The organism is Lysinibacillus sp. PWR01 (assembly GCF_043359455.1).
In the GTDB taxonomy this organism is placed as follows: Bacteria; Bacillota; Bacilli; order Bacillales_A; family Planococcaceae; genus Lysinibacillus; species Lysinibacillus fusiformis_F.
Map to the genome: position 1 here is coordinate 38,893 of NZ_JBHERJ010000079.1, position 21,492 is coordinate 60,384.

Here is a 21,492-nt window from a genome sequence, read left to right on the forward strand (position 1 = left end):
GCTACACCTCACAATTAAGCGTTGATTGCTTCAACAACTAATTTTGTGTAAGGTTGACGGTGACCTTGTTTACGACGGTAGTTCTTTTTAGCTTTCATTTTGAAAACAACGATTTTTTTCGCACGGCCTTCTTTAACAACTTTAGCTGTTACAGTAGCGCCTTCTACGAATGGAGCGCCAACTTTAACGTTTTCGCCACCTACGAATAAAACTTTATCAAAAGTTACAACCTCGTCAGCTTCTACGCCTAATTTCTCAACATAGATTTCTTGACCAGCTTCTACTTTGACTTGTTTACCACCAGTTTCAATAATTGCGTACATTTTACTGCACCTCCTCTTAGACTCAGACTCGCCTGTGTTTTAAGGTGATCTTATCAGATACTTAAACCTTTACAGAGCGGTTGTAGTAGCACGGGTGCTACAAACAATAACATTAAAATATTACCACATGATTTTTTTCAAGTCAATCTATTCATAACATATTTTTCAAAAGCAACTCGATATTTTCGATAACGCCATTCTTTCAATACTTGCAACCAAATGAATAAATTTATGATGGCTAAAAAAATAGATTGTGGCAAGAACTTGAAAGTGACTAGTAATAGTGTTGTAGCAATGATGAAGGATAACCAATAGTATAGCTCAACCACTTGGGCTTTTGGGTATTTTAAAAATAGCCAGGCTAACAAAATCCTTCCACCATCTAACGGTATGATGGGTACAAGATTTATAGCCAATAACACGAATTGTACATTTATAAGTTTCATAGCGAGTAAATCAGGCATAAAAAAAGCGAGGCCAATCCCAATAATGGTAGCGATTGGTCCTCCTAATGCAATCCATAGGAGTGACGAAGCTTGCACAACCGCTGGATTTTCAAATTGAATTTCTCCCCCATATGGTGTAATAACGCAGGATTTCACCTTCACTCCACACAATACTGCAGCAACTAAGTGACCAGCCTCATGCCATAGCAATGAAAATAAAATAATAGCGTAATATGCTAATTGGCCACTAAAAATCATGACAAATACAAGAGGGATACACAGAAGATGTAATTTAATTCTCATTGGTCTCCGTCGTTTCAAGCCATTGTACAATTTGCTCTAAATCATAATGAGCATCTCCCTTTTCAATGGACACATAAAGTTGACCCGCTTCTTTCATGCCAATTAAATCATTTGCTTGAATAGATGTATAGGGTAGTTGAGCTAAACTATCTAACATACCATAGGATACCGTTGTACCATCCTCATAGCTGATCGTCATGGTCTTGCCTGTGTACTTTGTATGGCCAGTAAAAACGACTAATCCATTCTGCCCCGCATAGATGGGTAAGCCTACATCATACTGCAATAGATAGCCTTCTTTGAATACTTGGGCATTCGCAAATGTTAAAAGATCTGCTTGCCCTACATCACTAGAAACCATGATGGTCTCTTTTTCTTTTTCAAACCAACTTTGTCCGAGCTCACTTAAATACGTTAAATCAGCAGAGGTTGTCACAAGTTTTCGAACAGGTGTATCTACGACGCCTTGATCCTCTAAACGAATTACAAGCATAATCGCCGCCACAAGAAGTATCGTGACGAACCATTTCCATTTTTTAAACAAGCCCTCATCCTTTTTTCCTCACTATATGAGATTGCATGTCCAAACATGCACAAGAAAAAACCTTCTCGTACGATTGCACGAAAAGGTTTTAATTTATTTTGAAAAAAGGGCTTTAAGTTTTGAAAACATCCCTCTTTGCTCATCGTGAATAGCCATCAATGGCACAGACTCACCAAGGATACGACGTGCAATATTTCGATAGCCTAATGACGCTTTATTTGAAGGGTCCATCACAATTGGTTCACCTTTATTAGAAGATGAGATGACACCCTCACTGTCTATAATAATGCCCAATAGATCAATCGATAAATGAGTTGTAATTTCGTTGACATCCAATGTGTCACCATTCTTCATCATATGTTGTCGAATACGATTAATGATGAGTTTAGGTGCTGTGATCTCTTCCTGCTCCAGTAAACCAATAATACGATCTGCATCACGAACAGCAGAAATTTCAGGTGTTGTGACAACAATCGCATGATCTGCACCAGCAACAGCATTACGATAGCCTTGCTCAATTCCAGCAGGGCAATCGATTAAAACATAATCATAGTCTCTTTTCAATTCCTCTACTAAGCTCTTCATTTGCTCAGGGGTAACAGCATTTTTATCTGTTGTTTGAGCAGCAGGTAATAAAAATAGTTTCTCATCTACGCGCTTATCCTTAATCAATGCTTGATGAATTTTACAGCGTCCTTCCACCACATCAACCAGGTCATAAATAATACGATTTTCCAGGCCTAAAATCACATCTAAATTACGTAGGCCAATATCTGTATCCACTAAACATATTTTTTTACCTTGTAGAGCCAATGCAGTCCCAAGGTTAGCCACTGTCGTTGTTTTACCGACACCGCCTTTACCTGAAGTTATGACGATCGCTTCTCCCACACTAGCTTCCTCCCTTAGACACATTTAACAATGGTCGAATATTTTTTAAGGCATGAATTTGATCGTACGTAATGCGTCCATCGTAGCCAATAAATGCACAAGTCATTTCTACTTGATTTAACGCTTTTACATGTTCATCTGACATTGCCTGCACTTGATCGGCAATCATGATATGCGTGGCTTCAAATCGAGATGCTGCAATGATTGCTTCTTTATTGCCTTGCACACCAGCATGTGCAATCCCTTTTAGTCTACCTAGGACATATACATTACCTCCAGCCTCAACACGACCGTTTGGATTCACATTTCCTATGATGGTAATGTCCCCTGATGAACGCAGAACTTGTCCTGACCTGACCACTCCTATATATGTATCTTGTTGACTTTCAAACATCTTCTGGTTGCTTTCGTGGACAGTCAGTACTTCACTTTGCACCTTCGATACAATAAGCTGCTCTGTTTCTTCTATAATTTTTATAAGTTCTTTTAATTGTTCTTCAGTACAGTATCGATAGCCTAAGTATAATTGTACATCAACTTTACCATCGATACCGCCCTCTAAAACCTTATTCTTTAATTCTTCCACTAGCTCACCATACGCACATTGGTCGTCTAGGCGTAGTACAAAACCGTCCTTCGTTCCCTTCATATTAACTAACTGTTTTTTCATGAATGCCTCACCTCACGTTGTTCTTTGTTAAGAAACCTCACGTGCTCTCTGTAAGACACGCGCATTAATTAGATACTTGAAGGCCCACCCAAGAATCATTAAAAATAAAGCATTGGCAATGATTGTTGGTAGTAGTCGTGAACGTAAGAAATCCGCTAAAGGAATTGCTGTAAAATCGATTAGGAAAAAGAATTGATAGAGAATAAATTCTAAAATAGCTACTAGCACAACTGAAATTGTGGTTGTTACAACTAAGTGCTGATGTATAACTTTCACGATAGACCCTGCTAAAAAACAAATAAGTGGATAAAGTACTGAATATAATCCAATAATATCAATGTAAAACACATCATACAAGACACCAAAAAAAAGTCCATACATTACCGCTCGTTGACGGCTGTAATAGATGGATATAAAAATTAGGTATAAGATTAAAAAACGCGGTACCAGAAAATAGACTTCCCCTTTAATCTCAATCGGGGAAAGCATGGCAAATTCTGGTTCTAATAGGAATAGTAATACCGCCACAGAGGGGATGAGAAATCGAACCATCACTCCGCCTCCTCTTCACTCGCCTCTTGCGGATTCGATAAATCCTCATTCGTTGCGTTGCCATCTGATCCATCAATACTTGTGGATGTTCGCTGTGCAATCACAACATGCTCTAAAATTGAAGAATCAGCAGATGGTTTGACATAAGCCATTTTTGTTAAACCAAAATCATCTGTACTAACCTCCGTAATTACTCCAATCGGCACTCCCTTTGGGAAAATACCACCAAGACCTGAAGAAACTACTTGCTCGCCTACTTTAACCTTCATGCTAGAATCGATTCGCTTCATAATGAGTTCATTACGTTCTTCATCAAAGCCCTCGATTAAACCGTATGCTTCTTTTTCTCCAAGCACCATCGCCGAAACACGATAGTTTGGATTATTTGTATATAAAAGCTCTACCTCAGATGTGAAAGGTGTAACTAGTGTAATTTTCCCCACTAAGCCTTTCGCCGTCATAACTGCCATGTTTTTTTTGACGCCATGAGAAGACCCTTTATCTAAAATGATTTTCTCTTCCCACTGGTCAGGATTTCTAGCAATCACTGTTGCTTGAATTGGATTAAACGCCTTTAAGCTCTCGGTTTTATCCAAAAGCTCTCGAAGCTTGTTATTCTCTGATTTTAAATCCGTAGCCTCAGCTTGTACAACTGCAAAATCTTCTAAGCGTGCTTTTAAACGTTTATTTTCTTCGTACGTGTTTAAGAGGGAGTCAATACTATTAAAAATACCATTAATATAATTCGCCGGCTTCGCAACAAGCGATTGTGCGACGCCGACAGTATCTTTAATAATTTGCTCTGGTAAAGTTGCATTCGTCCGATCACGTAATGAGAAGCTAATCAATGCCACAAGAAAAACCATGCCTACGAGCAGCAAAATTACTTTCTTATTGAAAAAAAAGTGTGGCATTGCCTAAACCTCCTTACCCTTTAACTTGTTGTTGACGAATTAAGTCGATATGATCTAAGGCCTTACCTGTACCTATTGCTACACAGTCTAAAGGATCTTCTGCGATAAATACTGGCATATTTGTTTCTTGGCTAATTACTTTGTCTAAATTTGTTAATAGGGCACCACCGCCAGTTAACACGATACCGCGCTCCATTACGTCAGCAGATAATTCAGGAGGTGTTTGTTCTAATGTTTTTCGAACACCATCAATAATAGAGGCAACCGCTTCACGCAATGATTCAGAAATTTCCTGTGAAGAAATTTCGATTGTTTTCGGTAAACCTGTTAACAGGTCACGACCTCTAATATCCATTCGTTCTTCTGGTCCTTCTGCTAATGCCGTACCAATTTCCATTTTTACGGCTTCCGCTGTACGTTCACCAATTGTTAAATTATACGTTTTACGAATATACGAAATGATGGATTGATCCATAGCATCTCCACCAACACGTACCGATTCACTCGTTACAATACCACCTAAAGAAATAACAGCTACTTCTGTTGTACCCCCACCGATATCAACAACCATTGACCCAGTAGGATCCCATACAGGAAGATTTGAACCGATTGCTGCTGCAAATGGCTCTTCGATTGTGAACGCCTCTTTTGCACCCGCTTGTCGTGCAGCATCAATAACCGCACGTTGCTCCACTGATGTAATACCATAAGGCACACAAATCATAACATTTGGTTTCTTCCAGTTACCTCCGGAGTTTTTACATGCTTCTTTTAAATAATACTCGATCATTGCTGTTGTAATATCAAAGTCAGCAATAACGCCATCTTTCATAGGACGAATCGCTACGATTGAGCCAGGTGTACGACCAATCATATTTTTCGCATCATTACCAACGGCAACGATATCCCCTGTTTTTGTATTTTTTGCTACAACTGAAGGTTCACGTAAAACGATTCCCTTTCCTTTAATAAACACTAATGTATTCGCTGTGCCGAGGTCAATCCCGACATCTTTGCTTCCTAGTCCAAACAAATTGTGTACTCCCTTTCTATATAAGCCATACTTTCGTTGACATCCAATATATTTGACATCAATGTATAGGAATTTGAATTGTGTAAATACACAATTGACTCCTTTCAAAGTCCATAACACCTGTCAAAATTTTTTATCTTCATCAGCTGGTGATATACACCTTGAAAAAAATACACACTCATTCACCTCACCACCATTTTCGATGGGAGTCTTTCCTGAATAAAGATAAAATTCATACCGTTCATTATAACGGAAAAACGCAAGAATTTATAGTATCACATACTTCATCTCACAGAAAAGATACTATTTTAATTCCCTCTTAAACTAAAAATAGTACGTATAGATTAGCATATAATTTTTATTCCCATAAGACAATGTGTATCAGGCTACCAATTTTTGTGAAGATAATTGCATTTCTATGAATACATTAACGATATGTAAGGAAAAAGGTTCGCCAATATACCACAAAAAAATACAAAAATTTTATGACAGTATACTTAATAATGCCATGATAGAAAAATGAATCTTCTATACAACAAAACAGATTCATCATAAAAAACTCTGCATATTGTATGCAGAGTTAAAAATACCCTTTTTCTTTTAAACTAATATATTGATGATCACCGATGATAACATGATCAATTAACTCAATCCCTATAATATAACCAGCTTCAACAATTCGCTTTGTTACTTCAATATCCTCTGTGCTCGGTGTTGGCACCCCACTCGGATGATTGTGAGCGCATATAATAGAAGCCGCAGATCTTTTGACAGCTTCTCGATAAATTTCCCTAGGATGAACGATGGAGGCGTTTAAACTGCCAATAAAAATCGTCTGCTTATGAATAATTTGATTTTTAATATTTAAAAAAAGAACAACAAAATGCTCCTGGTTAAGCGAAGTCATATCAGGCATTAAGTAAGTTGCTGCATCTTGTGGAGAACGTATCGTAAATTTCTCATCATTATGTTTTTGAGCCAGTCTTCTACCAAGTTCAATGGCAGCTATTAATTGAATGGCTTTTACCTCACCTATTCCTTTAATAGCCATCATTTCTTCAATGGTTGCGTGCTTCAGATGATGAAGTCGTTCAAAAACATTTAAAACCCTATTTGCGAGAACAAGCACAGATTCTTCCTTTGTGCCTGTCCTCAATAAAATCGCGAGTAGCTCTTGATTGGATAAACTTTCAGCCCCTTGTCGTAATAATCGTTCACGGGGGCGATCCTCTCTATTGACATCACGTATCATCAAAGTTGGTAAAGCGTCTTCAAGCAAAAATATTCACTCCTTCGCAAATTGGACTAACTGTAGATCTACCAATTGCGAAAACAAAGCTGCAAGTGGTAGACCTACAACATTGTTATAATCTCCTTCAATTCGTTTAACTAATAGTGTACCGATCGTTTGAATGCCATAACCGCCCGCTTTATCAAAAGGATCTCCTGAATCTACATAAGCTTCTATTAGTTCCTGCGATAAACGGTGGAAAACAACTTGGGTCTCTTCCACAAAGGTCGTTTCCTTTCCATTCGGTTCAATTATAGCGACGGCTGTCATCACACTATGTTTGTTATTTGACAAACGTAATAAGTGAGAAATAGCCTCCTCACGCGTTTTTGGTTTATGTAGTAGCTCTTGATTGTAAACTACGATTGTATCTGCACCAATAATCGTCGCATTCGTTGCTTTTTTGGCTACATCACGCGTCTTCAATAAAGCTACTCCTTTTACATAATCCTGCATTGTATGAGCTTGTACACTTGTTTCTTCCACTTCACTTGTTAAGACTTCAAATGGAAGTGCTAACATGTTAAGCAATTCCTTGCGCCTAGGGGAAGCAGAAGCAAGGACAAGCTTATGATTTGTTTTCAACATTATCTGACCATTCCTCCTTATCCTTATGATACAAAAGAATGGACAATTTGAAAATTTTCAAAAAAACAAGATAATGATGATTCCGCTAACATCTATAGTTAAAATTTCACCTGAAGACACGTATTTTTAGATTGATAATGGGCAAAAACATGCAAACGAATGATGTTAACATCGTTGGAAATAGTAGAGGCAGCTGCCCCAATAGACTGCCAATCTTCAGGGAGCGTTGAATCCTTGCCATTTTCCTTAAAATTTAATTTTGAGGCATTTTTATCTGCTAAAGCAGCTGGTATTTCTGCAAGAGTCGGTTCTTTACAGCTTTCACCGCTGACACTAAACGCCTTTTTAAAGGTAGCAGGGTCCTGTAAAAATTGTAGCTGGCTTTCTTCCGTCACCATGCTTGTCCATACGTAAAACTTGTCATCAACTTGAACAATCGCGCTCTCTTTTAAGGCAGGATACTCAGCAACAAATGAACTAGCGCTCTCATAGTTTGAATACACACCAGCTTGGCTAGCATAAAACATCGGTGCATTAGATGTATTGGTTGTCTCACCGGCAGTTGGAATCGTTTCTGTTTGTGATTGATTATTTGCCACTTCACTACCATTTTTATTTAAAGGTAACTGTGTACTGGCTTGTAAAACGCCCAAAAAAATCACTACACCTAATAGACCAACAAATCCACCAATAATCATTGCTCGAAATATTTGTTTTTTCATCACATGACTTACAATTTTCATTCAACTATCACCTCATCCTTCCACCTATCTATGCACTAGTAACGTTGCCAACATAATATGATATAAGTATATGTAGATTCCGAAGTGTAAATGCGAATTTATTATTTTTTGATACGGAACTCATTACAATCTAAATTTGCTACCATAAAAAAACTAGGACTCGCTATCAAGAGTCCTAGTCTTTTCATTCTTTTAATCTATTACGAACCTCTGTTAATAAATATAACGAGCCTGATACAATTGTTCTTTGCTGTCTATGTGATTGCGCCTGTATAAAGGATGCATAATCAACTAAGGTTGTTTTTGATGTTGCATGAGAAAGCTTGAGCATTTGTTGAGCTGTCATTGCACGAGAATTATCAAAATCCACGAAATAAAAATCATCACTCACCTGCTCTAAAAGTCGAAGAATCTGCTGAACATCTTTATCTGCTAGTATGCCAATAACAAATGTTATCTGCTCATTTGGATACTCACTTTGAATCGTTTCTACTAATTTTTCGGCACTCGCAGGATTATGTGCGCCATCCAAAATAACGAAAGGCATTATTTCTTCAAAGCGTCCTAAAATAGAGGCATTTTGCACAGCTTGACGAATGGCAGTTTTATCCGTAGACACACCTAATACTGATGCCACTTCCAAAAATGCAGTAATGGCGAGTGCCATATTATTCGCCTGATGCGCTCCCTTCATAGAACGTGTTAGTTTTGCTATTTGAAACTGCTGTACGTCATTCGTATAGCTTTCTCCATCAGTTGCTTGCTCAATAGCAAAATGATGATTTAATGCCAATATAGCGGCATTTTTTTGAGTGGCTACGTCATCAACAACACGCTTTGCTTCATCTGGCAAATCACCCATAATGACTGGCCGTTGTTGTTTAATAATACCTGCTTTATGGCGTGCAATGCTTTCAAGCGTATCCCCTAAAAACTTTGTGTGTTCTAAAGCTATGCTTGGGATAATAGAGACAATGGGTGTGACCACATTTGTGCTATCCAGTAAGCCACCCATTCCCGCTTCAATCAGTGCAATATCCACTTGGCCATTCACAAAATGTAAGAATGCTGCCACCGTCAGTAATTCAAAATCTGTTAGTTTGCCACTAAGCCCAGCTTCACGCATCTGTTGAAACACTCGATCCATTTCAGCTTCTGTTATAGGTTGACCAGCTATTTGAATTTGATCATGAACATCGACGATACATGGTGACATAAATTTGCCCACGCGTAAGCCATGTTCTTGCGCAATTGCCTCTAGAAACGTTAAAGTAGAGCCTTTCCCGTTTGTACCAGCTAAGTGGACGACACGCAAAGTTTGCTCAGGATTACCTACTAATGATAAAGCCTCTTCAATTGCTGCAAGACCTGGTTTAATCACATCATCACTTTTGACCTGCCATTTCTCTTTATAATGATCAAAGTTTGGAATCATTGTCCTTCCTCCTGTAGCCACTGTCGAGCTTCTGCTATAAAGTATAAAGAGCCTGTAATGACAACGATATCCTCTTCATGGCGTTCTTGTAATACGGTTTGAAGACTTTTTAGCCATTCTTTATGATGCGTTTTATTCGCATGCGTCGACAACATCGCTAAGCTTTCAGCAGGCATTGCATTCGGTAGGTTTATTTCTGTAAAAGCGATGGAAGTGGCAACAGCATCCATTAGTTCTATACTGTTGGCATGATCCTTATCTGCTAATGCAGCATAAATAAAACGATATTTATTAGTTGGGTAGACGTTTTTTAGTGTTTGGATAAGAGCAGCTGTGCCCTCGGAATTATGAGCACCATCTAGCACAATACGATTCGGCCTTTGCTCGAAGCGACCTGCCCATTGCGCACATTGTAGACCTCGATAAATTGAATCATCAGAGATTGCAATTGCTCCCTTCTCCCGTAACGTTAGCATTGCCGTGATAGCCAGACTTGCATTATTCATTTGATGCGAGCCAGCCATTTTTAAGGGCACATCCCTCATCAAGACATGGTCCTTTTCATATGTAAAGTGCTGATTGTCAATGCTTTGCCAACTATTTGTCACCGTAAAATCCTGCCCCAAAACAAAGCATGATGCATGTCGTTCCTCTGCAGTGGCTTTAATGACAGCCAATGCTTCCTCATTGTTAACGCCTACAACAACCGCGATGCCTTCTTTGATGATGCCAGCTTTTTCAGCGGCAACCTTTGCGAAGGTATCACCTAAAAAGGCTGTATGCTCTAGCGAAATCGTTGTAATAATAGCTACAATCGGCGTTACGACATTTGTCGCGTCCAAACGTCCTCCAAGCCCTGTCTCAATAAGCGCTATATCTACTCCTTCATGTGCAAAATATTGAAACATAATCAGTGTAACTACCTCAAAAAAGCTTGGAAAATCGCCATTGTAGTGCTCTTCTATAATTTTTGCAAGTTTATTGAAGTAGTAAAGAAATTGCTCATCCGAGATTTGGTGGCCGTTAATGGTCATCCGTTCATTGACTCGCTCTAAATGTGGGGACGTAAATGCCCCTACAGTGTAGCCTGCATGTTGTAGCATTTCTCTTAATGCGTTCACCGTAGAGCCTTTACCATTTGAGCCTGCTACATGGATTACTCGTAGTTTGTTGTGAGGTTCATCTAAATGTCCTAGTACTTCTCGCATAAGGACAAGTGGCGCACGTTTATGATCAACTGCTTTTAATGTAAAAATAAATTTTGTACATTCGTTCATTGTGTTAAACAAAATAAACACTCCCTCTTACTGCAATATCTTTATTTTAGTACAAGTAACGTTTAATAACATAGCAAAATGACAAAATACAAAAAACACGCAGCTAGCGACTGCGTGTTCGTACTAATATTAGATTAGTGTACCTTGTGAGCACCTAATAAAGCACCCATATTGTTTAAAATAGTTTTTGCATCACTATTTAATAACGGATGAACATCTGGACGTTGCACTAATTCAAAAGCGTTTTTTAACGTTCTTTTTAACATAGATATATCAAAGTCTGAGCAATACTCATTTATTTTTTGGATCGTTAATAAATCGGTCCTTGATAATTTAGCGCTATCCTGTTGAGGATTACTATTTGCTAATATGTGCTTAATAAGGACGCGACCACTTGTATTTAATAAACGATAATACTTTGCTTCTGATAATTTCAAGAGATTCGTTTCGATCAATACTCTCGCGCTTACAAAGTCTAATTCATCACATGCTTTGTTGACTTTTGTAATAATAGTTGCAATATTTCCTGACATTCTCAACACCTCCATTGACTCTTATTTTCTTTCATTAAAAAGACTGTCTATTTAAAAAAATATCCATTCACACAATCTTAGCTTTGGTTTTTCACGGCTAAATAATATGAAATTAGGTTTTGTTTCCTACTAGTGTAGTGCCAATTATCATCTATTAGACTAATTTATTTTAAATAATACTATATATTTTTTCCTAAAACAATGCATATCTTTAGATCCATAAAAAAAAAGCAATGGATGACTTTTTCGCCATCCATTGCTTTATCTTTACATATTTTTCAATTCATCTAAACGTTTTAAAACAACCGCATGCTTGCTTTCGTAATCTGCTAATTTTTCACGTTCTGCATTGACTAACGCTTCCGGTGCTTTCGATACGAACTTCTCATTCGATAGCTTACCTGTAACAAGCTTCACTTCTTTTGCCCATTTTTCTAATTCTTTTTCAAGGCGAGCAATTTCTTCCTCTAGATTGATCAGTCCAACAAGAGGTAGGAAAACCTGTGCTCCTGTAACAACAGCCGTCATCGATTGACCTGGAGCCTCTAAACCTTCACCAATTGTTAAAGTGTCAGGATTACAGAATTTTTCTAAATATGCTTGATTCTCTTCGAGTACAGCTGCTGTTGCCGCATCTTTCGCTGAAATAAACAACGGTACTTTTTTGCTCATTGGCGTATTTACTTCCGCACGAATATTACGTACTGAACGTATAATATCCATTAGGAGCTTCATATTATCTGCTTCATCTGCAAAATGAAGATCTGTGCGTACTGTTGGCCATGCTGCCACTGTAATAGATTCACCCTCGTGTGGTAAGTGCTGCCAGATTTCTTCTGTAATGAAAGGCATAAATGGATGTAATAGACGCATTGTTTGATCTAGTACGTAAGCTAAAATAGAACGAGTTGTCTTTTTAGCTGCTTCATCCTCTCCGTAAAGTGGTAATTTTGCCATTTCAATATACCAAGAACAGAAATCATCCCAAATGAAATTGTACAATTCACGACCCACTTCACCGAATTCATAACGCTCTGCAAGAGAAGTTACTCGTTCAATTGTTTCATTTAAGCGTGTTAAAATCCATTTGTCAGCAACTGATTTTTCACCAGTTAAGTCGATCTCATCATATGTCATACCATCCATATTCATAAGCGCAAAACGTGATGCATTCCAAATCTTATTGGAGAAGTTCCATACTGCTTCTACTTTTTCAGTTGTATAGCGTAAATCTTGACCAGGTGATGAACCAGTAGCTAAGAAGTAGCGTAATGAATCTGCACCGTATTGTTCAATAACATCCATTGGATCAACACCATTGCCAAGTGATTTACTCATTTTACGTCCTTCACCGTCACGTACTAAACCATGAATGAGTACATCTTTAAATGGACGTTGCTCTGTAAACTCAAGGCCTTGGAAAATCATGCGAGATACCCAGAAGAAAATAATATCATAACCTGTTACTAAAGTACTGGTTGGATAGTAACGTTTAAATTCTTCATTTGCTTCATCCGGCCAGCCCATTGTAGAAAATGGCCATAGTGCTGAAGAGAACCATGTATCTAGTACATCTTCATCTTGCGTCCAGTTTTCTGCATCAGCTGGCGCTTCTTTACCTACGTATATTTCGCCTGTTTCATTATGGTACCAAGCTGGGATTTGATGGCCCCACCATAATTGACGAGAAATACACCAATCACGAATATTCTCCATCCAGCGAGAATATGTGTTTTCAAAACGAGCAGGAACAAAGTTTACTTTCCCTTCTTCATCCTTTTGTAGCTCTAGGGAAGCGTCAGCAAGTGGTTGCATTTTAACGAACCATTGTGCTGAAAGGTATGGCTCAACAACAGCACCAGAACGTTCAGAGTGTCCTACTGAATGCATATGCTCTTCAATACGAATTAACACGCCTGCTTCTTGTAAATCAGCAACGATTTGCTTGCGGCATTCAAAGCGATCCATTCCTTTATATTTACCAGCAAGATCATTCATTGTGCCGTCTTCATTCATTACTAGAATACGCTCTAGATTATGACGATTACCAACTTCAAAGTCGTTCGGATCATGGGCTGGTGTCATTTTTACAACCCCAGTACCAAATTCCATATCAACATAGTCATCAGCAACAATCGGGATTTCGCGACCTACAATCGGTAAAATAACGGTTTTACCAATTAAATGCTGGTAACGCTCATCGTTCGGGTGAACAGCTACCCCAGAGTCACCAAGCATTGTTTCGGGACGTGTAGTAGCAACTTCTACATAGCCTGAGCCATCAGCTAATGGATATTTCATATGATAGAAGGCACCTTGCACATCCTGATAAATTACTTCAATATCAGACAATGCTGTTTTCGCCGCTGGGTCCCAGTTGATGATACGCTCACCACGGTAAATTAAACCTTTTTCATATAACTGAACAAAAACTGTTTTTACCGCATCTGAAAGGCCTTTATCTAGTGTGAAACGTTCACGCGTATAGTCTAATCCAAGACCAAGCTTTGCCCATTGATCACGAATATGTCCAGCATATTCTTCTTTCCATTCCCATGTTTTTTCAAGGAATTTTTCACGTCCTAAATCATAACGTGTAATATTATCCTCACGCAGCTTTGCTTCTACTTTTGCCTGTGTTGCAATACCCGCATGGTCCATACCAGGCAACCAAAGGGCATCATAACCTTGCATGCGTTTCATACGAATGAGGATATCTTGTAATGTTGTATCCCAAGCATGACCAAGGTGTAATTTACCTGTTACGTTTGGTGGTGGAATAACGATTGAATAGGGTTTTTTCCCACTTTCAGGCTGTGCCTCGAAAAACTTCCCTTGTAACCACCATTCATAGCGACCAGCTTCAATGGACTGTGGGTCATATTTAGTTGGCATTGAAATGTTTTCTGTCATATTGACTCCTCCTATTGTTTGAAAACTGTTGGTAAAGAAATGCTGTTCATTTTTTACCCAATAAAAAAAACTCCTCTCGTCTAAAAGGACGAAGGAGTTTTAGTTCGCGGTACCACCTTTAATTCCAGCAGTGGTTAAGATAAATGTTAAATGACACATTTTCTCAGCCTTCCCTACTGGCTCTCAATTCGGTAACGGTGTTTAACCGGCTTTAACTACTATTAGTTCACTAAAGCTGCTCAAGGGCTACCTTCAATTCAGTACAAATAGAAACTTCTCAGCTACCGTTTCCTCTCTGAAAATGTAGACAAAATTTACTCTTCCCTATCATAGCATCTGTATTTGATTTTCCTTATTGTACCGCAGGATCGTGTCATTTTTCAAGTGATTTAGTCATCTTTTAGTAAGAGGAAAGTAAATAGAAAAGGAAGTGACAATTCAAATGCGTCGACGCAAGTATAACCCTTGGCTTTTACCACCTTGGCTACGGCAAGTTCGTTTTTATTGCAGAACCATTATCGTGCCGATTTGTGCTTTTCAGTTTATCCGTGTCATTATTGTGCCAACATCAGGTGATTTAGTCTTCTTATTACTCCTGCTACTTCTCTGCTATTTACTTTTGAAAGACATCATTTGAAACACGAACTTTAAGCGGTGTATATTCTTCTGTTAGATCCCAAATCATAGAAGGCACTTCATGCCAAGTACTGGATTCACGTACAACAATATGGCTTGAGGATTCTCTCAATACAGCTTTCTGGTCAACTGTTGTAGAGTTCTCTTGGCGTGAAGCTGCTGCTACTGCGGCAGGTTGTTTCACTTGAACACTTTCTTCGATTACTGCCATTGTTTCCTCTTGTTCGAAAGCATGGGTTGATAAGTGTGGATTGTCTAACATATTTCTTTCAACAACAGGTTCATATTCATTGAAAGCACTTGTGACTGTCCACTCAAGCTGACACATCTGATTTGCCAGACTAGGGCGAATATCCTTGACCATTAAATCTTTGACATCCGATTCTTTTGGTAAATCAACATGTAAAGGTACGGCATACTCAAAATAACCAGTATCTCCTTGGATATCAAGGGCATCAATTGTAATTAAATCTTCACTATCTGTAAATGCTTGCATATCTTGAAAATCAAAGCGAACGTGTGCGGTGATATGATAGATGCCCATAAGTCGAAGTGAATCCTCTAACTGCATTGCCTGCCACTGAGGCTTAATTTGTACAGCTGCTATTTCTGTTGGGCAGCCGTATCCAGGAAAACAAAATGTTTCGCGCATATTCCAAGTTTTGTGTTCGATAATAATCCCTCCCTCTGCATCATATGACGCTTGGAAGGATAGTATGCTAGGGTGTTTCAAGTTGAACAGAGTTAAAAATAGATACTACTAGAAAAATGACATGCTAGAAGTAGTATTCTAGCATGCCATTTTCATGGATGTTCGTCTCATTAAACATTTACTAATTTAATTTTATTAGCTACACGATCTGTTAGCATTTTCGTTGCCTTTGGTACGATCGGTTTAAAAATCGGATTTAAAACAGGGCCAGCTAGCCCACCAGCAACGACTTCTAAGAATCCTGTCATTTTTGTATTTTCAGCATCGATGCTTTCTGCAAGGAAATAACCATTTCCTGTGAAATTATCAGAAAGACCCTTTAATTCGAATGTAACTTTTGAAGGTGCCAACCATTCTAAGATTGTAATTTCTACTTCTACTGTTTTTTTCAATACGCCAACATTGCCTTTAAAAGTCCAAGTGGAGTGTTTGTCATCAATCATTTCGTGTGCATTATAACCTGGGACAAGCTTTGCCCATTTTTCCATATCACTAACGAAATCCCATACATGTTCAATCCCTACGGGTACTTCGACCGTGTGTGTGCCTGTTGCCATATCAATTCACTACTTTCTTTTATGAATAGCTATATTATAAACGAAATCGCCCACAATTTGGCTATGCTGAAAGATGTAATTTTGACAAAAGCAGGTCCTTCATCCAGTATAGAAGATCTTATTTACTAGTAAATATATGCTATTCCCCCTTTTTGTCCATACATTTCTCTAGCACTATAATGCTTTCTGCTTTATCCATCAAAAAAGAGCATGCTAGAAATAATTCTAGCATGCTCTATCAAATTTTATTGCGCTAATTGTGCAAATACTTTATCGAATGCAGCCACCGTTTTCGCAATATGCTCTTCCGTATGAGCTGTTGAGATGAATAATCCTTCGAATTGAGAAGGCGGTAAGAAAATACCTTCTTCTGCCATCAAACGGAAGTATTCAGCGAACAATTGTAAATCAGACGTTTTAGCAGAAGCAAAATCAATGACATCTTCATTAGTAAAGAAGAAGCCAATCATAGAACCTGCACGATTAACAGTGTGCGGGATATTATATTTGGATGCTACTTCACGGAAACCAGCTTCTAGCTGATCACCTAATTTTTTAAAGTAGTCATATGTGCCATGATCTAAACGTGATAACGTTTCGTAACCAGCTGTCATCGCTAATGGATTCCCTGATAATGTACCTGCTTGATAAATTGGTCCAGCTGGTGCAACTTGCTCCATAATTTCCTTTTTCCCAGCAAAAGCACCTACAGGAAGACCGCCACCAATTACTTTTCCTAAAGTCGTCATATCAGGCGTTACCCCAAAATACCCTTGTGCACAGCCATAATCTACGCGGAAACCTGTCATCACTTCGTCAAAGATTAATAATGCACCATGCTCTGCAGTAAGCGTACGTAATCCTTCAAGGAAACCTGGCTGTGGTGGTACAACACCCATATTTCCTGCAACTGGCTCCACAATGACTGCTGCTAGCTCTGCACCAAACTTGTCGAAAATCACTTTTGCCCCTTCTAAATCATTGTAGGCAACTGTCAACGTATTGCGTGCGATATCTGCAGGTACACCAGGGCTATCAGGTAAGCCTAGTGTGGCAACACCTGAACCAGCTTTAATCAATAATGAATCACCATGACCATGATAAGAGCCTTCAAACTTTAAAATCTTATCACGCCCTGTAACACCGCGTGCTACACGTAATGCAGACATAGTAGCCTCTGTTCCCGAAGAGACAAAACGAATCATTTCCATACCTGGTAGACGATCTAATACTAATTGAGCTAAACGATTTTCTGTATAGCTTGGAGCACCAAAGGAAGAACCCTTGGCTGCTGTGTCTGCAATTGCTTTCACTACCTCTGGATGTGTATGTCCTAGAATGAGTGGACCCCAAGACAATACATAATCAATATATTCGTTACCATCGATGTCTTTAATGATCGCACCATGGCCAGATTCCATGAAAATCGGGTCCATATTCACTGATTTGAATGCACGTACTGGGCTACTAACACCACCCGGCATTAATTGAACAGCTTCAGCATAGGCTTGTTTTGATTTTTCGTAAGAACGTGTCATTTATTTCTCCTCCAACCAACGTGCAACATCTTTTGCATGATACGTAATAATTAAATCAGAGCCTGCTCGTTTCATGCCTAATAATGTTTCAAGCACAACTTTTTTCTCTTCAATCCATCCATTCATAGCAGCCGCTTTAATCATTGCATATTCACCTGAAACATTATACGCAACAAGCGGTAATGGATAGTTATTTTTCATGTCTCGAATAATATCTAAATAGCTTAAGGCCGGCTTTACGATTAAGAAATCTGCACCTTCTTCGATATCTGACTCTGCCTCACGGAATGCCTCTAGACGGTTCGATGGATCCATTTGGTAGGATTTACGATCACCGAATTGTGGAGCGCCATCTGCAGCGTCACGGAATGGTCCATAGTAGCTAGATGCATATTTGACTGCATAGGACATAATCGGAATATGTTCAAAACCAGCTTCATCTAGACCAGCACGAATTGCAGCTACAAAGCCATCCATCATATTAGATGGAGCAATAATATCTGCGCCAGCTTTTGCCTGTGATATCGCCGTGCGGGCTAAAACATCTAATGAAGGATCATTCAAAATTTGATCGCCCTCAATTAAGCCACAATGTCCATGATCTGTAAATTCACATAGGCATGTATCTGCAATGACTAGTAGCTCAGGATGACGTGTTTTAATGAGTCGCGTCGCTTCTTGAACAATGCCGTGATCATGAAATGCACCTGTTCCAACCGCATCCTTTTCAGCTGGCAAGCCAAATAAAATAACTGCAGGAATGCCTAATGCTACAACCTCATCAACCTCTGCTTCCAGTTTATCCAATGAAAATTGAAAAACGCCAGGCATTGAATGTACTTCATTTTTTATATTTTCGCCTTCCATTACAAAAATAGGATAGATCAGGTCCTCTTTATGTAAGTATGTTTCTTTTACCATTGATCGCATCGTTGCATTGGCACGCAAACGACGATGTCTTTGAAATTGTAGTTTTGTCATGATTTGTCCCCTACTTTCATAATTTCTTCGATGACTGCTTGCATTGTATATACACTTGGCATAATATCCACAGTAGCACCGTATTGTTCAAGAGCTGCTTCCGTAATATGGCCGATGGCTGCAATGCGCGTTGCTTGCCACCCAACATGCGGCACTACATCCATTGCGTACACATCAACAGCTGAAGGACTTGCAAAAATCACCGTGACATCTTGATGTTGCTGGATGCAACTGACAATAGCCGCAGTTTGATCATGTCGTTCCATCGTTTCATAAACTGTCCATTCTTTTAATTCAAAGGGCAGCCCATCCTTCAGTGTACTTTTCGCCTTTTCTCCTCGAATAAACAGACATCTCGGATGATTACCTGCTACACTTGGAAATTCTTTGACAAAAATATCAGCACTAAATACGGAAGGCATAAAGCTCACTTGAAATCCTAACTTTTCTAATGCTGTCGTTGTTTTAGTCCCAATGGAAGCAATCTTCCCTTGGAAGTGCTTAGCATTCAATTGATGCCGAAGCATTTTACTAGCAAAAGCATCGACAGCATTTTGACTAGTAAAAATAATCCAATCATATTGATCGGCGCAATTCAATCGTTCAGCATCATTACTGTCTAATCGTTCGCACGTTTCAATTAATGGGGCTATGATTGCTTGTCCACCTAAAGCTGTTATGTTATCGACAATGGTTGTTGTCTTAGATGTGCCTGTTAAAAGTATCGTTTTACCCTTTAAAGGTAAATTACTTGGCATCTTGCTCTGCCTTTACACGCTGAATTAAATCAAAAGCACCCTGTTCTGTTAAAATAGCAGCTAGCGCTTCTCCAATTTTTTGTGCATCTGTACCAACAACTGTTTCCTTATACATAACAGATGCATCTGGAGCAGCAACAAGGCCTGTTAATGTAATTTCTTCCCCATTAGAAGTGGCATACCCAGCGATTGGTACTTGACAACCACCATCCATTGCTGCCAAAAATGCACGTTCTGCATGCGCCTCTTGCCATGTTAATGAATCAGTGAGCTTTCCTAATTCGGCTAATAGCTCCGCATCATCTGCACGACATTCAATGCCTAGAGAGCCTTGCGCTACAGCTGGCAAACATTGTTCTACAGGTAAAAACTCAGTGACTACATCATCGCTCCAACCAAGACGTTTCAAACCAGCCGCAGCCAAAATAATGGCATCATATTCTTCTGTTTCGAGCTTAGCTAAACGTGTATCAACATTTCCACGAATCCATTTAATTTCGATATCAGGACGTACTGTTAAAAGCTGTGCACTACGACGTAAAGAACTTGTCCCAACAACTGCTCCCGCAGGAAGGTCAGCAAATTTAACATGACCTTTCGAGATAAATGCATCACGCGCATCTTCACGTGGTGGAATACAACCAATCACTAACCCATCTGGCAATACAGCAGGCATATCTTTCATAGAATGAACAGCAAAATCAATTTCTTTATCGTATAGGGCTTGTTCAATTTCTTTCACGAACAATCCTTTTCCACCTACTTTTGAAAGCTGTACATCTAAAATTTGATCACCTTTTGTTACAATCTCTTTTACTTCAAATTCAAATGGTACACCAGCCGCTTTTAATTCATTAATGAACCAATTTGTTTGAGTTAGCGCTAGCTTACTTCTCCTAGAACCTACAATAATTTTTCTCAACAGTCTCCAACCTTTCTTCTAATACCATAAATGGAATCGCGACAAACTACTTCCTAGGAAGAAATTCACAACGACTAGCAGATAGGCATAAATATGTACCCACGCATAAGTTGTACCTATCAGCTTGCTTTTACGATTCACATATAGGATAAAACAATACAAAATTAAAATAATGAAAGACCCTATGATTTTCGCATCGAAAATCGAAAGACTCTCTAATGTTAATAGTGCCCATTCAAACCCTAATATTAAACTTATAAATAACATTGGTATCCCAATAAAAAATGAAATATTCATCCAGCTACTCGTCTGCTGTAAGGAAGGCAACCTTGTCCATAAGTGTGACCACTTTTTCTTTTTCAGCAAACGATATAAAACGAGGTACAAAATGGCAAACACAAATGTTAAAGTGAACGCTGCATAGGACAATATTGCAAATGATATATGAATAAAAAGCATTTCCGAAATTAATGTATCCCCGACAGCTCCTGTAGGACGCTTCGGCATGAATGTAAATATACTAGCGAATAAAAATCCTAGTATATTAATAATAAACACAGGTAAATCCACCTTTGCTATGCAATGAAGGAAAATGGATAACGTCACGAGTAACCAGGAATAAAAAAGAATTCCCTCAGACAAGGATAAAATCGGAAAACGCTTCGTTTCCACAAACGTTAAAATGATAATGGCACTTTGAATCACCCATACAAATGAAACAAGCCAAAAAGCAATACGCCTTGCTCGTACTTGCTTATAAAAATAATCAGTAAAGTAAAAAACTAGACTGATCGCATACAAGACGATCATCACTTCATACAACCTCGTCATGGTCAAATCAGCCAATAGACATCCCTTCTTTGTCGTGAAATTAATTAAGCTATTCTAGCATAGAAAACAAAAAAACGTTTTCGTATCTTAAGTTTACCATA

23 protein-coding genes and 2 other annotated features are annotated in these 21,492 nt (G+C 38.7%); of the genes, 1 reads left to right on the forward strand and 22 read right to left on the reverse strand.

Translation table 11 applies throughout. From position 1 onward, the window contains the following. Positions 1 to 14: 14 nt before the first annotated feature. From rplU to ACEVFT_RS17340, 15 genes are all read right to left on the reverse strand, one after another. Positions 15 to 323 carry a 50S ribosomal protein L21 gene (rplU, locus tag ACEVFT_RS17270; RefSeq protein WP_205444661.1) on the reverse strand — a complete coding sequence of 103 codons (309 nt, stop codon included), beginning with the start codon at positions 321 to 323 and terminating at the stop codon, positions 15 to 17. Between the two features lie 14 nt (positions 324 to 337). After that, positions 338 to 415, reverse strand: a sequence feature (ribosomal protein L21 leader region). Between the two features lie 45 nt (positions 416 to 460). Continuing rightward, complete coding sequence (locus ACEVFT_RS17275) at positions 461 to 1,072, reverse strand: zinc metalloprotease (RefSeq protein WP_393950841.1); 612 nt, start codon at positions 1,070 to 1,072, stop codon at positions 461 to 463. Continuing rightward, positions 1,062 to 1,616, reverse strand: coding sequence for a peptidoglycan DD-metalloendopeptidase family protein (locus tag ACEVFT_RS17280; RefSeq protein WP_205444665.1), 555 nt, complete (start codon positions 1,614 to 1,616; stop codon positions 1,062 to 1,064). The genes ACEVFT_RS17275 and ACEVFT_RS17280 overlap by 11 nt, the downstream gene beginning before the upstream one ends. Positions 1,617 to 1,709: 93 nt before the next feature. After that, positions 1,710 to 2,507, reverse strand: a complete 798-nt coding sequence (minD, locus tag ACEVFT_RS17285; RefSeq protein WP_393950842.1) for a septum site-determining protein MinD — start codon at positions 2,505 to 2,507, stop codon at positions 1,710 to 1,712. Position 2,508: 1 nt separating this feature from the next. Then, positions 2,509 to 3,177, reverse strand: a complete 669-nt coding sequence (gene minC / locus ACEVFT_RS17290; protein WP_205444667.1) for a septum site-determining protein MinC — start codon at positions 3,175 to 3,177, stop codon at positions 2,509 to 2,511. 27 nt (positions 3,178 to 3,204) lie between these two features. Continuing rightward, on the reverse strand, positions 3,205 to 3,729 hold the full coding sequence (mreD, locus tag ACEVFT_RS17295) for a rod shape-determining protein MreD (RefSeq protein ID WP_004226656.1): 525 nt from the start codon (positions 3,727 to 3,729) through the stop codon (positions 3,205 to 3,207). Then, positions 3,729 to 4,643, reverse strand: a complete 915-nt coding sequence (gene mreC, locus ACEVFT_RS17300; RefSeq protein ID WP_205444669.1) for a rod shape-determining protein MreC — start codon at positions 4,641 to 4,643, stop codon at positions 3,729 to 3,731. Before mreC ends, mreD begins: the two co-directional genes overlap by 1 nt. Before the next feature lie 13 nt (positions 4,644 to 4,656). Next, positions 4,657 to 5,676, reverse strand: a complete 1,020-nt coding sequence (locus ACEVFT_RS17305; RefSeq protein WP_205444671.1) for a rod shape-determining protein — start codon at positions 5,674 to 5,676, stop codon at positions 4,657 to 4,659. Between the two features lie 580 nt (positions 5,677 to 6,256). Then, positions 6,257 to 6,928: a RadC family protein gene (radC, locus tag ACEVFT_RS17310; protein ID WP_205447022.1), complete on the reverse strand. Its 672-nt coding sequence runs from the start codon at positions 6,926 to 6,928 to the stop codon at positions 6,257 to 6,259. A gap of 33 nt (positions 6,929 to 6,961) precedes the next feature. After that, the gene (locus ACEVFT_RS17315) at positions 6,962 to 7,555 is read right to left on the reverse strand and encodes a Maf family protein (protein WP_205444672.1); all 594 of its coding nucleotides are present in this window, start codon (positions 7,553 to 7,555) and stop codon (positions 6,962 to 6,964) included. A gap of 98 nt (positions 7,556 to 7,653) precedes the next feature. Then, a complete protein-coding gene (locus ACEVFT_RS17320; protein WP_393950843.1) occupies positions 7,654 to 8,298 on the reverse strand; it encodes a hypothetical protein in 645 nt (214 codons plus the stop codon). 184 nt (positions 8,299 to 8,482) lie between these two features. After that, positions 8,483 to 9,733: a bifunctional folylpolyglutamate synthase/dihydrofolate synthase gene (locus ACEVFT_RS17325; protein ID WP_205444675.1), complete on the reverse strand. Its 1,251-nt coding sequence runs from the start codon at positions 9,731 to 9,733 to the stop codon at positions 8,483 to 8,485. After that, a complete protein-coding gene (locus ACEVFT_RS17330; protein WP_393950844.1) occupies positions 9,730 to 11,010 on the reverse strand; it encodes a bifunctional folylpolyglutamate synthase/dihydrofolate synthase in 1,281 nt (426 codons plus the stop codon). The genes ACEVFT_RS17325 and ACEVFT_RS17330 overlap by 4 nt, the downstream gene beginning before the upstream one ends. Before the next feature lie 134 nt (positions 11,011 to 11,144). Beyond that, positions 11,145 to 11,543 carry a hypothetical protein gene (locus ACEVFT_RS17335; RefSeq protein WP_205444677.1) on the reverse strand — a complete coding sequence of 133 codons (399 nt, stop codon included), beginning with the start codon at positions 11,541 to 11,543 and terminating at the stop codon, positions 11,145 to 11,147. Between the two features lie 267 nt (positions 11,544 to 11,810). After that, positions 11,811 to 14,456, reverse strand: a complete 2,646-nt coding sequence (locus tag ACEVFT_RS17340; RefSeq protein WP_342441097.1) for a valine--tRNA ligase — start codon at positions 14,454 to 14,456, stop codon at positions 11,811 to 11,813. An 81-nt stretch (positions 14,457 to 14,537) separates the two neighbouring features. Then, positions 14,538 to 14,796: a binding site (T-box leader), on the reverse strand. A 102-nt stretch (positions 14,797 to 14,898) separates the two neighbouring features. Between ACEVFT_RS17340 and ACEVFT_RS17345 the strand changes: the two genes are divergently transcribed. Then, positions 14,899 to 15,093 carry a hypothetical protein gene (locus tag ACEVFT_RS17345; protein WP_036124009.1) on the forward strand — a complete coding sequence of 65 codons (195 nt, stop codon included), beginning with the start codon at positions 14,899 to 14,901 and terminating at the stop codon, positions 15,091 to 15,093. Here ACEVFT_RS17345 and ACEVFT_RS17350 read toward each other — a convergent pair. The 7 genes from ACEVFT_RS17350 to ACEVFT_RS17380 all read right to left on the reverse strand — a co-directional run bounded on the left by ACEVFT_RS17350 (position 15,070) and on the right by ACEVFT_RS17380 (position 21,406). Continuing rightward, the gene (locus ACEVFT_RS17350; protein WP_393950845.1) at positions 15,070 to 15,744 is read right to left on the reverse strand and encodes a valyl-tRNA synthetase; all 675 of its coding nucleotides are present in this window, start codon (positions 15,742 to 15,744) and stop codon (positions 15,070 to 15,072) included. The genes ACEVFT_RS17345 and ACEVFT_RS17350 overlap by 24 nt on opposite strands. A gap of 170 nt (positions 15,745 to 15,914) precedes the next feature. Next, a complete protein-coding gene (locus tag ACEVFT_RS17355) occupies positions 15,915 to 16,361 on the reverse strand; it encodes an SRPBCC family protein (RefSeq protein ID WP_205444681.1) in 447 nt (148 codons plus the stop codon). A 245-nt stretch (positions 16,362 to 16,606) separates the two neighbouring features. After that, positions 16,607 to 17,899, reverse strand: coding sequence for a glutamate-1-semialdehyde 2,1-aminomutase (gene hemL / locus ACEVFT_RS17360; RefSeq protein WP_393950846.1), 1,293 nt, complete (start codon positions 17,897 to 17,899; stop codon positions 16,607 to 16,609). Then, complete coding sequence (hemB, locus tag ACEVFT_RS17365) at positions 17,900 to 18,880, reverse strand: porphobilinogen synthase (protein WP_393950847.1); 981 nt, start codon at positions 18,878 to 18,880, stop codon at positions 17,900 to 17,902. After that, positions 18,877 to 19,638, reverse strand: coding sequence for a uroporphyrinogen-III synthase (locus tag ACEVFT_RS17370; protein ID WP_393950848.1), 762 nt, complete (start codon positions 19,636 to 19,638; stop codon positions 18,877 to 18,879). Before ACEVFT_RS17370 ends, hemB begins: the two co-directional genes overlap by 4 nt. Then, complete coding sequence (gene hemC / locus ACEVFT_RS17375; protein ID WP_205444687.1) at positions 19,628 to 20,560, reverse strand: hydroxymethylbilane synthase; 933 nt, start codon at positions 20,558 to 20,560, stop codon at positions 19,628 to 19,630. The genes ACEVFT_RS17370 and hemC overlap by 11 nt, the downstream gene beginning before the upstream one ends. 18 nt (positions 20,561 to 20,578) lie before the next feature. Beyond that, on the reverse strand, positions 20,579 to 21,406 hold the full coding sequence (locus ACEVFT_RS17380; RefSeq protein ID WP_205444689.1) for a cytochrome C assembly family protein: 828 nt from the start codon (positions 21,404 to 21,406) through the stop codon (positions 20,579 to 20,581). Positions 21,407 to 21,492: the final 86 nt, after the last annotated feature.

Bases quoted from the DNA above. Each gene is read 5' to 3' on its own strand.
- mreD (WP_004226656.1), bottom strand. From the start codon at position 3,729: ATGGTTCGATTTCTCATCCCCTCTGTGGCGGTATTACTATTCCTATTA.
- hemB (WP_393950847.1), bottom strand. From the start codon at position 18,880: ATGACAAAACTACAATTTCAAAGACATCGTCGTTTGCGTGCCAATGCA.
- radC (WP_205447022.1), bottom strand. From the start codon at position 6,928: ATGATACGTGATGTCAATAGAGAGGATCGCCCCCGTGAACGATTATTA.
- ACEVFT_RS17315 (WP_205444672.1), bottom strand. From the start codon at position 7,555: ATGTTGAAAACAAATCATAAGCTTGTCCTTGCTTCTGCTTCCCCTAGG.
- ACEVFT_RS17345 (WP_036124009.1), top strand. From the start codon at position 14,899: ATGCGTCGACGCAAGTATAACCCTTGGCTTTTACCACCTTGGCTACGG.
- ACEVFT_RS17275 (WP_393950841.1), bottom strand. From the start codon at position 1,072: ATGAGAATTAAATTACATCTTCTGTGTATCCCTCTTGTATTTGTCATG.
- ACEVFT_RS17335 (WP_205444677.1), bottom strand. From the start codon at position 11,543: ATGTCAGGAAATATTGCAACTATTATTACAAAAGTCAACAAAGCATGT.
- rplU (WP_205444661.1), bottom strand. From the start codon at position 323: ATGTACGCAATTATTGAAACTGGTGGTAAACAAGTCAAAGTAGAAGCT.
- hemL (WP_393950846.1), bottom strand. From the start codon at position 17,899: ATGACACGTTCTTACGAAAAATCAAAACAAGCCTATGCTGAAGCTGTT.
- ACEVFT_RS17325 (WP_205444675.1), bottom strand. From the start codon at position 9,733: ATGATTCCAAACTTTGATCATTATAAAGAGAAATGGCAGGTCAAAAGT.
- ACEVFT_RS17340 (WP_342441097.1), bottom strand. From the start codon at position 14,456: ATGACAGAAAACATTTCAATGCCAACTAAATATGACCCACAGTCCATT.
- ACEVFT_RS17370 (WP_393950848.1), bottom strand. From the start codon at position 19,638: ATGCCAAGTAATTTACCTTTAAAGGGTAAAACGATACTTTTAACAGGC.
- ACEVFT_RS17320 (WP_393950843.1), bottom strand. From the start codon at position 8,298: ATGAAAATTGTAAGTCATGTGATGAAAAAACAAATATTTCGAGCAATG.
- ACEVFT_RS17330 (WP_393950844.1), bottom strand. From the start codon at position 11,010: ATGAACGAATGTACAAAATTTATTTTTACATTAAAAGCAGTTGATCAT.
- ACEVFT_RS17355 (WP_205444681.1), bottom strand. From the start codon at position 16,361: ATGGCAACAGGCACACACACGGTCGAAGTACCCGTAGGGATTGAACAT.
- minC (WP_205444667.1), bottom strand. From the start codon at position 3,177: ATGAAAAAACAGTTAGTTAATATGAAGGGAACGAAGGACGGTTTTGTA.
- mreC (WP_205444669.1), bottom strand. From the start codon at position 4,643: ATGCCACACTTTTTTTTCAATAAGAAAGTAATTTTGCTGCTCGTAGGC.
- ACEVFT_RS17350 (WP_393950845.1), bottom strand. From the start codon at position 15,744: ATGCGCGAAACATTTTGTTTTCCTGGATACGGCTGCCCAACAGAAATA.